The organism is Nonomuraea zeae (assembly GCF_005889725.1).
Classification (GTDB): domain Bacteria; phylum Actinomycetota; class Actinomycetes; order Streptosporangiales; family Streptosporangiaceae; genus Nonomuraea; species Nonomuraea zeae.
This window is the reverse complement of the sequence record NZ_VCKX01000141.1, coordinates 1-14,631: the sequence shown is the minus strand read 5'-3', so window position 1 is coordinate 14,631 and position 14,631 is coordinate 1. Positions and strand designations below refer to the sequence as shown.

Here is a 14,631-nt window from a genome sequence, read left to right as displayed (position 1 = left end):
CGGGTAGCAGGCGGGCATGCACACACTCGTCAAAGGCCTGATCGCGGGTGCGGCCGGCACCAGCGCGCTCAATATCGCCTCATATCTCGACATGTTGATCCGGGCGCGCGGTGCCAGCAGCATTCCGGAGCAGGCCGCGGGCCGGCTCGCCGACCTCGCGGACGTCGACCTCGGGCAGGGCGAGCAGGCCGGCCACCGCAAGGAGGCGCTGGGCGCGCTCCTCGGGTACGGCACGGGCGCGGGCGCCGGCGTCTGCTACGCGCTGCTCTCGTCGGGGCGGCGGCTCCCGTGGCCCGCCGGGGTGCTGGCGCTCACCGCGCTGGCGATGACCGGGTCGAACGCTCCCCTGGCGCTGCTCGGCACCACCGACCCGCGCCAGTGGTCGGCCGCCGACTGGATCTCGGACGCCGTCCCCCACCTCGCCTACGGGGTCGCGGCGTACGCGGCGGACCGGATGCTGAGCTCTTGACAGCCGGGAGGGCCGGGCAGAGCGTGGCGCTCACACGCGTCACCCGAGGGGGCCGCCATGGCCGTACACGAGATCCGCATCGACCCGTCCCGCACCCTTCGCGAGCAGCCTGAGACCGGGCACAACCGCTGGCATCCTGACATCTCGCCCGTCGTGCGGTGCGCACCGGGCGACGAGGTGATCATGGAGACCCGCGACGCGTTCGACGGCCAGATGGGCCCGGACGCCACGCTCAAGACCGTCGAGGCGCCCGACCTCGACGTCGTCCACCCGCTCACCGGCCCCGTCCACGTCGAGGGCGCACAGCCCGGCGACCTGCTGGAGATCGAGATCTTGGAGGTCGTCCCCGGCGACTACGGTTACACGGTGCAGGTGCCCGGGTTCGGGTTCCTGCGCGAGGTGTTCCCGGAGCCGTTCATGGTGCGCTGGCGGCTCGCCGACGGCTGGGCCACCTCCGAGGACCTGCCGGGCGTGCGCATCCCGGCGGCGCCGTTCATGGGCACGATCGGCCTGTCGCCCGGGCACGCGACGCTGGCCCGGGTCACCGCCCGCGAGCAGGCGGCGCTGGAGCGCGGCGGCTTCGTCCTGCCGCCGTCGGCCGACGGCGCGGTGCCGGCCGACCCGGCGATCGCGGGCACCGGGCTGCGCACGATCCCGCCCAGGGAGCAGGCGGGCAACATGGACATCAAGCAGCTCGGGGCGGGGACGCGCCTGTACGTCCCGGTGGACACGCCGGGGGCGCTGTTCTCGGCCGGGGACGCGCACTTCGCGCAGGGCGACTGCGAGGCGTGCGGGACGGCCATCGAGATGACCGCCACGCTCCGGGTCCGGTTCACGGTGCACGCCGGGCAGGCGGCGGAGAAGGGCATCCGCGGGCCGCGCTTCGCCCGCTCCGACTACTGGGTGGCGCCGCAGTACGCGGCTCCGCGGCGCTTCTACGCGACGACGGGGATGTCGGTGAGCCGGGACGGGGCGGTCGCCGCCGAGGACGCGACGCTGGCGGCGCGCAACGCCCTGCTCGACATGATCGACCACCTCGGGGAGCGGGGGTGGAGCCCGCAGCAGGCGTACGCGATCTGCAGCGTCGCCGTCGATCTCAAGGTCAGCCAGCTCGTGGACGTGCCCAGCTTCCTGGTGTCGGCGTTCCTGCCCGAGGACATCTTCACCGGGTAGCCCTCGGGGGGCGCCGCCTGCGCGGCGCCCCCTCGCTCGTTACGCGGGACTGCAGGTGAGCGTGGCAGGTGGCGTGTTGGTGCCGGTGTAGCTGCCGTTGAAGCCGAACGACGTCGTGGCGCCGGCGGCCAGGGTGCCGTTGTAGGAGGCGTTCACGACGGTGACGTTGGCGCCGGTCTGGGTCGGGGTGCCGCTCCAGAGCTGGGTGATCTTCTGGTCACCCGGCCAGGTCCAGGTGACCTTCCAGCCGGTGATCTGGGCGGTGCCGGTGTTCTTGACCGACACGTCCGCCTGGAAGCCGCCCGGCCAGGAGTTGCCGGCCTGGTAGGTCGCCGTGCAGCCGCTGCCCGTGGTGGGGGTGACCGTGGGAGTGACCGTGGGCGTCACGGTCGGCGTCACTGTGGGGGTCACGGTCGGGGTGACGGTCACGGGCGGGCCGGTGCGGTCGCCGTACAGGATGCCCCGGCCGTTGGTGCCCAGATAGACGCGGCCGTAGACGCGCAGGTCACCGGTCAGGGCCTCGCCCATGTTGCCCCACTGGTGCTTGTCGTCGTTGATGCGCAGCCAGCTCGACCCGCCGGTGTCGGAGCGGTACAGGCCGGTGACGCCGTCGATCGTGGCCACGGCGAAGACCGCCAGGTAGTTGCCGCCGGGCGCCGCCTTGCCGAAGCCGACGTTGACCGCGTTCGTGATGCCGGACAGCTTGGTGAAGGAGGCCCCGCTGTTGGTCGAGTGCCAGATGCCGCCCTCGCCGGCCACCCAGAGGTCGCCTTCGATGCCGGGCACGGCCTTGAGCTTGCCGCCGGTGGCCGGCAGCCCCGTGGCGGCGGTGGCGGTGAACGTGGCGCCGCCGTTGGTGCTGACGTAGACGCGGCCGCCGCTGAAGCCGTAGAACTTCGACGCGTTGACCCGGTCGGACTCCACGATCGCGCCGGTCGGCAGTCCGGACGCCTGCTGCCAGGAGTTGCCGTAGCCCACCGAGTAGACCGGGGTCACGCCCTTGGGCGCCCAGACGAAGCGGGAGCCGTCGGCCGCCGCGGCCACCGTGCCGCCCTCGTTCACGCCGCCCGGCTCCGTGCCCTGGAACCAGTTCGCGCCGCCGTCGGTGGAGAAGGCCACGTGGCTGTCGTTGGGGCGGTCGGCGTCGGTGAAGTTGCCCGCCCTGACCATGATCGAGGGGCTCTTCTCCGCGTAGTCCAGGCTGGTGGTGGAGGTGAAGTTCGGGGCCGTGAACATCATCGACGGCACCGCGTCCAGGTTGGTGTGGCGGAAGCCGGCGATGTCACCGAGGCCGCTGACCAGGGGCACGCCGGTCGGCGGGCTGATCAGGTCGAGGACCGCGGTCTCCTCCAGGCCCTTGGCCATGGGCCGGATGGTGAACTGGCCGCCCGTGTCCCACTGGGTGAGGTTCTCGGTGCCGTAGAGCGTGGCGCCGGTGCCGTACATCATCCTGTTGGAGTCGAACGGGTCGATCTCCAGCGACTCGGTCATCCAGCCGAGCTTGGGCGTGACCTCGGGCGGCTGCGGGTTGGTGCCGAAGGTCAGCCACGGGTTCTCGGTGACGTTCATCGTGTAGCGGAAGCTGCGGTTCGGGTACGAGGTCCAGTCCCACACGCGGGTCCACGTGGCGCCGGAGTCCGTCGATCTGAAGAAGATCACGTCCGGCCACCAGGAGATCTGGGTGGCCACCATGAGCGTGCCCGGCTTCTGCCGGTCGACCGTCAGGCCGCTGTAGCCGAAGTAGTCGTCGGCGCTGGAGGACGGGATCGGGCTGATCTGCGTCCAGGCGCCGGTCGCGGTGGCGTAGCGCCACACGTCGCCCTTGGCCCCGTCGTACGGGCCGCCGGTGTCGCTCGTGGCGAGGTAGAGGTAGCCGTTGACCGTGTCCAGCACGCCCTTGTGCGCGATGTAGCCGGTCGGCTGCCCGGCCAGGCGCGACCAGGTGGCGCCGCCGTCCGTGGTGCGGTAGACCGTGTTCTCCTTGTCCGCGACGCCCACGTAGATGGTCTTGGTGGCGGTGCCCGCGGTGGAGGAGCGCTTGTCGTAGGTCACCCACACGACGCCGGGGCGGTGGCTGAGATAGCCGTTGGCGTCGCTCGGGTCCTGGGCGTAGTTGCCGGCGTTGGGGAAGCTCGCCACCTTGGCCCAGGTCGCGCCGTAGTCGGTGCTGCGCCACAGGCCGTTGCCGTTGGGGGTGCCGAAGTACAGGACGCTGTTGTTGTTCGGGTCCACGGACAGCGCCTCGCCCATGCCTCTGCCCGGCATGTTGCCGCCGAGCTTGAAGGGAAGGGGCGTGACCTGCCAGTTGTCACCCTTGTCCGTGGAGCGCAGGATCGCGCCGTTGTTGGGGTCCCAGCTGTTGGTGTACATGCCCACGGCGGCGTACACGCGGTTGGTCTGCACGGGGTCCGTGGCCATGCTGATCACGCCGTTGTAGCCCCACTTGTCCCAGCCCGCCCAGTCGAGCAGGGGGGTCCAGGACTTGGTGGTCTGGTTCCAGCGGTACGCCCCGCCGATGTCGGTGCGGGCGTAGATGAGGTTCCTCTCCGTCTGGTTGAAGATGATGCCGGGCACGAAGCCGCCGCCGTCGATCCTGACGTTCTTGTACGCGTAAGGATCCGAGGCGACGGCCGACACCGGCGACATCCGCACGACCGCCGCCACCAACAGGACGGCGGCGGTCATGAGCATGACGAATAATCTTCTTCGCATGCGCGGCTCTCCCTTTCCAGGCACGCCAGCAGGCGCCCCAAAGGCTTCAGATGACCGCCATGCACGAGCAGAGTGCAGGACCCTGACCGTCACCGCGCCTTCCGCGCATGAGCTCACCAGCAGGCTCACACACGGGCGCATCGAAGGTCAATAGTTTGGATAGACAACGAATTAACAGCGCAAGGAGGCAGGCGTGGCAGCATTTCCCGACTACCGCGTGGACGGCAAGGTCGCCCTGGTCACGGGCGCGGCGCGCGGTCTCGGCCGGGCGATCTCACTGGCTCTGGCCAACGCCGGCGCCAACGTCGCCCTGGGTTTGCGGGACGCCGAGGCGGACGCAGGGCCGGCCGGCGAGATCGGCGCGCTCGGGCGGGAGGCGCTCCCGCTGCAGATGGACATGACCGTCCCCGAGCAGATCGCCGGGGCCGTGCGCGCCGCGCGGGAGCGGTTCGGCCGGATCGACATCCTGGTCAACAACGCGGGCGTCGCGCCGGGCAACCCGGCCGAGGACGTCACGGAGGCCGACTTCGACCGCACGCTCCAGGTCAATCTCAAGGGCACGTTCCTGGCCAGCCAGGCCGCCGGGCGGATCATGATCGAGCAGGGCCACGGCACGATCGTCAACGTGGGCTCCCAGGCCGGCGAGGTCGCCCTGCCCGGCGAGTCCGTCTACTGCATGACCAAGGCGGCCATCGCGCACCTCACCCGCTGCCTCGCGGTCGAGTGGGGAGCCCACGGCATCACGGTGAACAACGTCGCGCCCACCTTCATCCGCACGCCGGGCACGGCGCGGGCCCTGTCCGACCCCGCGTTCGAGGCGGACGTGATCGAGCGGATCGCGGCCCTGCACCGCATCGGCGAGCCCATGGACGTCGCCGGTGCGGTGCTCTTCCTGGCCTCCCCCGCCGCCTCGCTGATCACCGGGCACACGCTCGTCGTCGACGGCGGCTGGACGGTCCGGTGACGGCTCACACGAGCGCGCGGCTGCCGGCCCGGCCGCGAGTGCCCACCCGCTCGCCCGCCGCCGCCCAGAGCGCGACCCCGATGTACAGGACCTGCTCGGGGATCCGCTGCCACAGCGGCGACGCCGCCCCGCCCGCGAAGCTCACGTCGGCCACGGCCGCGTAGATGTTGGCGGGCAGCATGAGCACGAACAGGACGGCCAGGCAGACCCCCGCCGCCCTGCGCGTCCCCGCGAGGACCAGCCCCACGGCTCCGGCCAGTTCCAGCACGCCGGTCAGGTAGACCATGAGCGCCGGCAGCGGCACGAACGGCGGCACCATGGCCAGCATGTCGGCGTGGTTCGGCATGAAGGTCACGCCGGCCGGCACGAAGTGCGCGCTCGCCGTCATCACGAGCATCACGGCGAGCCCGTGGGCGGCGCTCACCCGCCAGGCGGCGAACCGGCTCACACCCAGCGCGCCCAGGAGCCGGAACGCCAGCGTGGCGACCAGCAGCACGACTACGGTCATGACTTCCCCCTCATTGGATAGTGAAACTATCTGCTCACTGGATAACTGTACTATCCAATCAGCGCAGGGGGAAGCTCCTTCTACGTCCGGGCCACAGGCTCCCTCTGCGACCCGGACGGGCACGGGCGTGGCGGCCACGAGCTCGCTCGTGGCCGCCACGATCGCTATCGGGTCAGCGCGAAGTCCTTGATCCGCAGGTCGCCCTTGAAGACGAGGAACAGGCTTCCCTTGCCGGCCATCGCCGTGGCGGTGGCCGTACCCCACTGGTAGATCCCGCCGGTGGCGGGCACCTGCACGGTGGCGAGCAGCGCGCCGGTCGGCGAGCCGGCCCGCACCTCGAAGGAGCCGCCGGCCGCCGAGGCCACCGAGGCCGTGAGGCGCGAGCCGTACGAGGCGCCGGTGAAGGAGATCCAGTCGCCGGCCGTGCCCTCCACGACCTCGCCGCTGATCTTGGTCTCGTCCGCGAAGGCCACGCCCGAGTAGTCGTCGAAGTCCATCGCCCTGGTGGTCCTGCTCAGGTCGCGCACGGGGATGGTCTCGCCGGACACGCGCAGCGTGGTCGACTGGCGGATCCGGTCGGAGGCGGAGCCGACGAGGATGTCATGGGTGGCGTTCTCGACCGCCCACGTGTTGCGGGTGTGGTCCCAGACGGCCAGATCGGACTTCTTCAGGGTGAAGCTCACGGTACGGCTCTCGCCCGGGGCGAGCGTGATCCGCTGGAAGGCGCGCAGCTGCTTGACCGGCTGCTTGAACCGGGAGCTCTGCTGGTGGGTGTAGAGCTGGACCACCTCGTCGCCCTTGACGCCGCCGGTGTTGGTGACCTTCACGCTCACCTTGTCGCCCTGCACCTTCAGCCCCTGGTAGCCGAAGGAGGTGTAGCTCAGCCCGTGGCCGAAGGAGTAGAGCGGCTTGGCCTTCCCGTACAGGTAGGTCATCCCGGTCTTGGCCAGGTCGTAGTCGAAGATGCTGGGCAGGTCGTCCGAGGCGGGCCAGGTCTGGGTGATCCGGCCGGCCGGGTTGACGTCGCCGAAGAGCACGTCGGCGATGGCGTGGCCGGTCTCGGAGCCCGCGTGGGTGGTCCACAGCAGGTTCGGCGCGTCCACGATGACCGGGTAGCTGGTCTCCAGGACGACGACGGTCTTCGGGTTGGCCTTGCGCACGGCCTCGATCAGCCGCCGCTGGCCCTCACCGAGCTGCAGGTTGTCGCGGTCGTGGAACTCGCGTCCGGCCACGAACGGGTGGCTGCCCACGACCACGACCGCCACCTCGGCCTTGGCGGCCTGCGCGGCGGCCTCGGCGACGCCGTCCGAGACGACCTCCTTGCCGAAGCGGGACGCCTGCGCCTTGGGCACCAGGCCGAGCGTGCCGTCCGCGGCGACGCCCACGTACGGGTCGGGCAGCGCGAACCAGCCCTCGACGGCCTCGTACCCGGCGTACCTGATCAGGTAGCTGCCGTCGGCCTGCCGCTCCAGCGCGAACTGCTGGGAGACGTACCAGCCGTCGGGGTCGGCGTCATCGGTGTCGAGCGAGCGCCAGTCGCCGCCCAGCAGCTTGCCGTTGCCCGCGTTGCGCAGCGTGGACACGCCGCCGGTCCAGTCCGTCAGGTCCCACTGCGAGGCCGCGGTGGGCGCGGTGTCGGTCAGCGCGGCGTTGTCGTCGGGGCCGGTGCCGGTGGCGGTGACGTACTTGCCGGAGTCCAGGTGCTTGAGCGCGATCCGCTCCAGGCCCTGGCTGGTGGCGACGTTCCCCACGCGCTCCTTGATCCCGTCGAGCGGCGTCACCTGGTAGGGCATCTGCCCGGCGTACCAGTCGCGGTACAGCTTGCCGGACAGCGGCCCGACCACGGCCGCCGAGCCGGGCTTGGCCAGCGGCAGCACGCCGGAGTTGCGCAGCAGCACCGCCGCCTTGGCCGCGGTCTCGCGGTTCAGCCGCTGGTTCGCGGCGCTGTTGATGACGTCCTTGGTGATCTTCTTGTACGGCCCGCCGTCCGGGTCGAAGTGGCCCAGCCGGGTCCTGATGGAAAGGACGCTGCGCACCGCCTTGTCCACGTCCGCCTGGGTGATGCGGCCCTGGTCCAGCGCGGCCGTGAGGTTCTGCACCATCGGCCCGATGTCGCTGCCGTCGATCGTGTAGCTGTCGAGCCCGGCCTTGAGCACGGCGGCGAACGCCTCGGGCTTGTTGTCGTAGTACTTCTCCAGGTCGGTCAGGGCGTGCGGCCCCCAGGCGTCGCTGACGTTGTAGAGCGTCTTGTCGGTCCACGACCTGACCTGCGTGTTCAGGTCGGTGTTGACGTGGTTCGGGCGCCCGTTGACCAGGTTGTACGACGCCATGACCCCGGTCGCAGCGTCGGCCGAGATCGCGGCCTTGAAGGCGGGCTCGTAGTACTCGTGCTTGAGCTTGGGCGTCAGGTTGGAAGAGCTCAGGCTCCGGTTGGCCTCGTTGTTGTAGGCCAGGTAGTGCTTCAGCACCGGCGCGGCCTTCAGGTAGAAGGGGTCGTCACCCTGCAGCCCCTTGCCGTAGGCGGTCGAGATGGCCCCGGTCAGCAGCGGGTCCTCCGAGTAGCCCTCCTCGTTGCGGCCCGCCCTCGGGTCGCGCAGCAGGTCCACCACGGGCGCCCACACCTGCAGGCCCCACAGCACGGGATCGACGGCGTTGTAGCCGCGCGCCTCGTCGCCGACGGCCGAGCCGACCTTCTTGATCTGCGCCGGGTCCCAGGTGCTGGCCAGCCCGACCGCCTGCGGGAACACCGTGCCGCTGGCGAACTTCTGGTTCCAGTTGTCGTTGAGGTGGTTGGACCAGCCGACGCCGTGCAGCGCCTCGGTGCCGTTCTTGTGGTAGCCGATGCCCAGCCGCGGGATCGCCGGCTGCGACTGGTGCAGCAGGCTGAGCTTCTCCTGGAGGGTCAGCCGGCCGAGCAGGTCGCTGACGCGCTGCTCCAGCGGCAGGCCCGGGTTCTGGAACGGGTAGTCCGCCGCCTGGACCGGCGGCGCGGCCAGCAGCGCGGCGGCCAGGGTGAGGGTGGCTAACAGGGGGGTTCTTGCACGCATGGATGGGTCTCCATCACTTGATGGCGCCGACCGTCACACCTCGGGTCAGCGTGCGCTGGAAGATCAGGAAAAAGGCGATCGCCGGTACGACGCCGAGCAGGGCGGAGGCGCTGGACATGGTGGCGTCCATGTACTTCTCGCCCTGCAGGACACCGAGCGCGACGGGCACCGTCTGGGTGTCGTTCGAGATGAGGAAGATCAGTGGCAGGAAGAACTCGTTCCAGGTCCAGATGAAGAAGAAGATCAGCAGGACGTTGAGCGTGGGCCGGCTGATCGGCACCACGATCCGCCACAGCGAGCGCAGCCGCCCCGCGCCGTCGATCGCCGCCGCCTCCAGGATCTCCTTCGGGAACTGGCCCAGGACCGCGCTCAGCAGGTACGTGCCGAACGCCGCCTGGATCACCGTCATGACGATGATCACCGCGAGCTGCGTGTCGTAGAGGCCCACGGCCTTGGCCAGGTAGTACAGCGGGTAGGCCAGCGCCTCCTGCGGCAGCGTGTTGGCCACCAGGAACAGCACGAGGATCGACAGCCGCCCCTTCACCCGGCCGATGCCCAGCGCGTACGCGTTGAGCACCGACAGCACGACCGCGAGCACCGACACCGAGGCGCTGATGACCAAGCTGTTCCAGAGCTTGGTGCCGAAGTCGACCCGGTTCCAGAAATCGATGATCCCCTGGAGGTAGAGCCCGTCCGGCAGGCTCAGCGGGCCCTGGGAGCTGTAGTCGGCCGGCGACTTGACCGCGTTGATCGCCACGATCGCGAACGGGAACACCATCACGACCGCCAGCACGACCAGCGCGAACAGCACCGCCCAGCGTCCTGGGCCCCTCATTGGTCACGCTCCTGGACGCGCAGGAACAGGAACGTCACCACGATGATGATCAGGGCCAGCACCGTGGCGATGGCGGAGCCGTACCCCACGTTGCTCTTCTGGAAGAAGTTCAGGTACGAGAAGTACGACGGCACCATCGTCGCGTTGCCCGGACCGCCGCGGGTCAGCACGAAGATCGGCCCGAACACCTTCAGCGCCGCGATCGTGCACGTCAGCAGCACCACGAAGATCTCCGGCCGGATCTGCGGGATCGTGATGTGCCAGAACTTGCGCCACCACGAGGCCCCGTCGATCTCGGCCGCCTCGTAGTACGCGGGGTCCACCCGCTGCAACCCCGCCATGAAGATCACCACCGGATAGCCGAGCTGGAACCAGACCATGACCGCCATGACGGTGGCCAGCGCCAGGCCGGGATCGCCCAGCCAGTCGAGGTCCAGCCCGAAGATCTGGTTGACCGCGCCGTAGGACGGGTGCAGCATCCATCCCCACACCACGCCGGCCACCGCGACCGGCAGCACCTGCGGCAGGTAGTACATCGCCCGCAGCGCAGAGGCCGTCCGCGGCCCGAACCGCCGGCCGATGTAGTCGAACAGGGCCGCCGCCAGCACGAGGCCGATCGCGGTCGGCACGATGGCCATGGCCACGATCAGGCCCGCGTTGTGCTGGAACGACTGCCAGAACCGCTCGTCCGCCAGCAGCCTGGTGTAGTTGTCGAAGCCGATCCACCGGGGCGTGCCCACCCCCGACCAGCGGGTGAAGCTCGCCCCCACGTTCATCAGGAACGGCACGACGATGACGGCCAGGAACAGCAGCAGGCTGGGGATGAGGTAGAGCCAGTACCCCCTCGTGCGCATCCTCATCTAGTTACCAATGTCGGCGAGGTTGTCCTCGTACGGCTTGGCGATCTCGTCCAGCACCTGGGCTGAGGTCTTGCTGCCGTTGATGAGGTTCTGGACCCCGGCCACGAGCACGTCGTAGTAGCCCGGCGCGGGCCAGTCGGGGTAGAAGGCCAGGCCGTCGGAGGTGGTCAGCTTGTTGAAGGTCTCGATGAGCTCCTTGCTCTTCGCGTCGGTGATCGCGGCCGGGTCCGCGGCCACGGGGACGCCGCCGGAGTTGCCGAGCAGGTTCTGGACGTCCTTGCTCATGGTGATGTCGATGAAGTCGTAGGCCAGGTCCTTGTTCTTCGACTTCTCCGGCACGACCCAGACGTTTCCGCTCGAACCCGGGGACATCGTGGCGCCGGGGAAGAGGAAGTGGCCCCACTCGAAGTTCTTGATCTCCGAGGCGAGGCGGCCGTACCACCAGCTGCCGCTGATCATGATGGGGAACTTGCCGTTCATGAACGCCACGCCCATGTCCTCGGCCTTGAGCCCGGAGGAGTTCTTCGGGATGTAGCCCTTCTTCACCCAGTCGGCGAAGGTGTCCGCGCCGTAGGTGAACTCGGGGCCGTGGAAGTCCACCTTGCCCTTGTAGGACTGGAAGGCGTCCAGCCACGGCTTCTGCGCCTTGGACAGCGCGAGCTGGTAGAAGATCTGCTGGGCCGGGTATTCGGCCCCGGCGTTCGCGATGGGCGTCACCCCGGCCTTGACGAACGTGTCCAGCGCGGCCGTGAACTCCTCGAACGTGGTCGGGACCGCCACCTTGTTCTTCTCGAACAGGTCCTTGTTGTAGTAGACCATCACGAACTCGCCGTAGTTGGGCACGCCGTACCACTTGCCGGAGCCCATCACGCCCCGGTCGTCATATTTGGCGGTGGTCTGCAGGCCACCGGGCAGCAGCTTGTCCCAGCCGCGTTTGGTGGCCTCCTCGCTCAGGTCCGTCAACAGACCCTGCTTCGACAGCAGCCCGGCGGTGGCGTTGCCCTTGTTGTACTCCATGATGTCGGGCGCCTCGTCGGAGTTGAGCACCATGCTCGCGGTCTTCTGGATCTGCTCGAAGCCCTTCTCCTCGAACTTGACGGTCACGTTCGGGTGTGACGCCTCGAACTTCTTGATCGCCTCGGCCCACGCCTTGCCCATGGCGCTGTCGGCCGTCTCGTAGTGCCAGAGCTTGAGCACGCGAGGCTGGTCGCTCTTCGCGGGCGCGGCCTCCGAGCCGGAGCCCGAGCCTGAGCCGCAGGCCGACAGGACCAGAACCGCGGCGGCCAGCGCCGCCGCGCCTCTCAACTTGACCATGATCCCTCCAGGGGGTGTTACGAGATTACGGCCCGAGCGGGAGCTCCGGCCACCGGGGCGATCTCGACCTCGGTGACACGCTTCGGGCCGGTGACGGCGACGTGCAGCTCGTCGCCGTCCCTGGTGGCGACGGCGACCGTCAGGCCGTCGGCGTCGTGGATTTCCGCGGTGCCGTCGCCGCCCCCGAAGGCGACGAGCGTGATCTCGGCCGGCACGTCCACCGTGTCGCCCGGCTGGGAGACCGGTATGAGAGCGCCATGCCGTACGAAGAGGGGGATCTGGTCGAGCGGCTTGCTGACCGGGACGTAGCGGGAGCCCGTGAGCACCTCGCCCGTCCAGTAGTCGACCCACTCTCCGCGCGGCAGGTACACCAGGCGGGTGCCCTCGGGCGCGGTCATGGGGGCGACGAGCAGGTCGCGGCCGAGCAGGTACTGCAGATCGGCCTGCCAGGCCACCGGGTCGTCCGGATAGTCCACGCACATCGCCCGCATCATCGGCGCGCCGGTGCGCGCGGCCTCGACGGCCGCCGAGTAGAGGTAGGGCATCAGCCGGTAGCGCAGCTTCAGCGCGGCCACGGCCTGCTGCTCGACCTCGGGGAACTCCCACGGCTCGCGGGTGGTCGTGCCGTGCAGGCGCAGCAGCGGCGACAGCGCGCCGAACTGGGTCCAGCGGACGTAAAGGTCGTCGGTGGGCCGGCCGGTGAAGCCGCCGGCGTCGTGGCTCCAGAACGGCACGCCGGACAGGCCGTGCGCGAGCCCGCCCCGCAGCGTGCTGCCCATGGCGGCGTAGCTGGTGTAGGTGTCGCCGCCCCACTGGGCGCTGTGGCGCTGCCCGCCCAGGTACGACGAGCGCGCCCAGACCAGGTCGTGCCCGTTGACCTCGCGGGTGACGGCGGCGACCGCGTCGTTGAACAGCAGCGTGTAGACGTTGTGCAGGTCAATGCCGGTCATGCCGTTGGAGGCGACGGAGTCGCTCGGGACGCCTTCGGCGAAGTCGGTCTTGAACGCGGCGACGCCCTGGCGCAGCAGCGTGCGCAGCCGGTCCGTGAACCAGGCGGCGGCCTCGGGGTTGGTGAAGTCGACGATGCCGCAGGCCGGGAAGGAGCCGTGCCAGCAGTCGGCGACGTACACCTCACCTTCCTGGTTCTTCAGGAAATATCCGGCTTGCGCTGCTTCGGCGAAGGCCGGGCTCAGATGGGAGATATACGGATTCATCCACAGGCAGACCTTGAACCCCATCCCGTCCAGCTCGGCCAGCATCCCGTCCGGGTCGGGGAAGTTCACCGGATCCCAGCGCAGGTCCGACCAGTGCCCGTCGGTCTGCCAGTACGTGTCCAGGTGCAGCACGTCGCACGGGATGCCGCGCTCCCTGATCGTGCGGGCCCTGGTCAGCACCCGCTCCTGGCTGTCCACGCAGAACCCGGAGGAGATCCAGGTCCCGAACGCCCACTTCGGCGGCAGCGAGGGCCGGCAGGTCAGCAGGTCATAGCGGTTCAGCACGTCGGACGGCGTCGGGCCGGCGAGCACGTAGTAGTCCAGCACGTCGTCCGGCACCACGATCTGCACGACGCTGTGCGTGGACTGGCACACGTCGAACTCGGCCGGCGCCCCGGTGTCGACGAGGACGCCGTAGCCCTTGCTGGAGACGTACAGGGGGACGTTCTTGTAGGCGCGCTGCGACTCGGCCCCGAAGGCGTCGAAGTTCCACATGAGAGGGCGCTGGCCGCGCTTGTCCAGGCGGGTGAACGACTCGCCGAACCCGGCGAACGCTTCGTCGGGGGCCGCGGCGAAGCTCTCGTGGTAGGCCACGGATGCGCCGTTCGAGGCGGAGCGGCCGAAGGGCAGCGTACGGAGCCGGCCGCTGATGTCGGTGTGCCCGCGATCCTGCTCGACCAGCGTGGCCCCGGAGGCGTCGGTGAAGCGCAGGTGCCACGGCGCGAGGCTGATCTCGGCCCGCAGCGAGCCCGCGTCGATCACGATCGGCTCACCCGGCGCGACCCCGGCACGTGCCCCTGGATACGTGCCGGGGGTCACCAGCGAGATGGCCCTCTCCGAGCGCGGTCGTGCGCTCGCGTCCTCCGACAGCCGCACCCTGATGACACCCTCGCCCGCCGCTCCCACCTGGACGAGCAGCGTCTCTTCCGCGGTGGTCACCGCCTTCAGCATCACCTCTGCGCCGTCGGCCGCGACCAGCTCGGCAGCACTCAGCGCCGACAGGCCACCCTCGCCATGCGCGCGCACCGGCAACTCGGGCGGGTCCGCGACGAAATATTCGTGCGCGACCAAAGGGGGGCGATAGGGCATGGAAGCTCCTTCGAAAGCTGCGCCAACTCGTGAATTAGTTTGGTGGCCAAACGAACAAAGGTCAACCATTGACCCCCAGTCGCCCCACCGGTCAACGCCCCGCCCGGGCCACTGCGGATCTTGCTCTCCTGGAGCCGGTAGAGTCACCGCCGCGGCTTCCGCGACTGGTGAGGGCACGTCACGAGACGCGTGGTCCCACCTGCTCCCGGCCCGCGTCGCCGACTTCGCGCACTTCGCCGCGCAGGAGCGCTCGGCCGAGGTCGCGCACCTGCTCCTGCGGCAGGACGCCGCTCGGGCCTCGCGCGTCTGATCGCCAACTACGACATCGCGCGCTTCTTCGCTGATGATCTCTGTAGTCCGGCGAAGGCTCGCCCAACGACAGGTCGCCTGCCGGGGAGACGGGCACGGCCGGTGCCGGGGAGGCGGGCACGGCCGGTGCTGGGGAG

Annotated in this window: 10 protein-coding genes; 3 read left to right on the top strand and 7 right to left on the bottom strand. The window is 69.7% G+C overall.

The window, feature by feature from the left end:
- Positions 1-16 precede the first annotated feature (16 nt).
- Positions 17-469, top strand: a complete 453-nt coding sequence (locus tag ETD85_RS35660; RefSeq protein WP_138694227.1) for a hypothetical protein — start codon at positions 17-19, stop codon at positions 467-469.
- Between the two features lie 57 nt (positions 470-526).
- Positions 527-1,642: an acetamidase/formamidase family protein gene (locus tag ETD85_RS35655; protein ID WP_138694226.1), complete on the top strand. Its 1,116-nt coding sequence runs from the start codon at positions 527-529 to the stop codon at positions 1,640-1,642.
- 39 nt (positions 1,643-1,681) lie between these two features.
- Here the strand turns inward: ETD85_RS35655 and ETD85_RS35650 are convergent, their stop codons facing one another.
- Positions 1,682-4,354, bottom strand: coding sequence for a cellulose binding domain-containing protein (locus ETD85_RS35650; RefSeq protein ID WP_170247006.1), 2,673 nt, complete (start codon positions 4,352-4,354; stop codon positions 1,682-1,684).
- A gap of 193 nt (positions 4,355-4,547) precedes the next feature.
- Here ETD85_RS35650 and ETD85_RS35645 point away from each other — a divergent pair, with 193 nt between their 5' ends.
- Entirely contained in the window at positions 4,548-5,318 is a 771-nt protein-coding gene (locus ETD85_RS35645) for an SDR family NAD(P)-dependent oxidoreductase (RefSeq protein ID WP_138694225.1), read from the top strand.
- Between the two features lie 4 nt (positions 5,319-5,322).
- On the opposite strand, the gene ETD85_RS35640 is transcribed toward ETD85_RS35645, so the two are convergent.
- The 6 genes from ETD85_RS35640 to ETD85_RS35615 form a co-directional block, all read right to left on the bottom strand.
- Positions 5,323-5,826: a DoxX family protein gene (locus ETD85_RS35640; protein ID WP_138694224.1), complete on the bottom strand. Its 504-nt coding sequence runs from the start codon at positions 5,824-5,826 to the stop codon at positions 5,323-5,325.
- A gap of 164 nt (positions 5,827-5,990) precedes the next feature.
- Complete coding sequence (locus tag ETD85_RS35635) at positions 5,991-8,873, bottom strand: glycoside hydrolase family 3 protein (protein ID WP_138694223.1); 2,883 nt, start codon at positions 8,871-8,873, stop codon at positions 5,991-5,993.
- 13 nt (positions 8,874-8,886) lie between these two features.
- Positions 8,887-9,708, bottom strand: a complete 822-nt coding sequence (locus ETD85_RS35630) for a carbohydrate ABC transporter permease (protein WP_138694222.1) — start codon at positions 9,706-9,708, stop codon at positions 8,887-8,889.
- On the bottom strand, positions 9,705-10,562 hold the full coding sequence (locus ETD85_RS35625; RefSeq protein ID WP_240779643.1) for a carbohydrate ABC transporter permease: 858 nt from the start codon (positions 10,560-10,562) through the stop codon (positions 9,705-9,707). The genes ETD85_RS35630 and ETD85_RS35625 overlap by 4 nt, the downstream gene beginning before the upstream one ends.
- A 6-nt stretch (positions 10,563-10,568) precedes the next feature.
- Positions 10,569-11,882 (bottom strand): ABC transporter substrate-binding protein, encoded by a 1,314-nt coding sequence (locus ETD85_RS35620; RefSeq protein ID WP_138694220.1) that lies wholly within the window; start codon positions 11,880-11,882, stop codon positions 10,569-10,571.
- 17 nt (positions 11,883-11,899) lie between these two features.
- Positions 11,900-14,185, bottom strand: a complete 2,286-nt coding sequence (locus tag ETD85_RS35615; RefSeq protein ID WP_138694219.1) for a TIM-barrel domain-containing protein — start codon at positions 14,183-14,185, stop codon at positions 11,900-11,902.
- Positions 14,186-14,631: the final 446 nt, after the last annotated feature.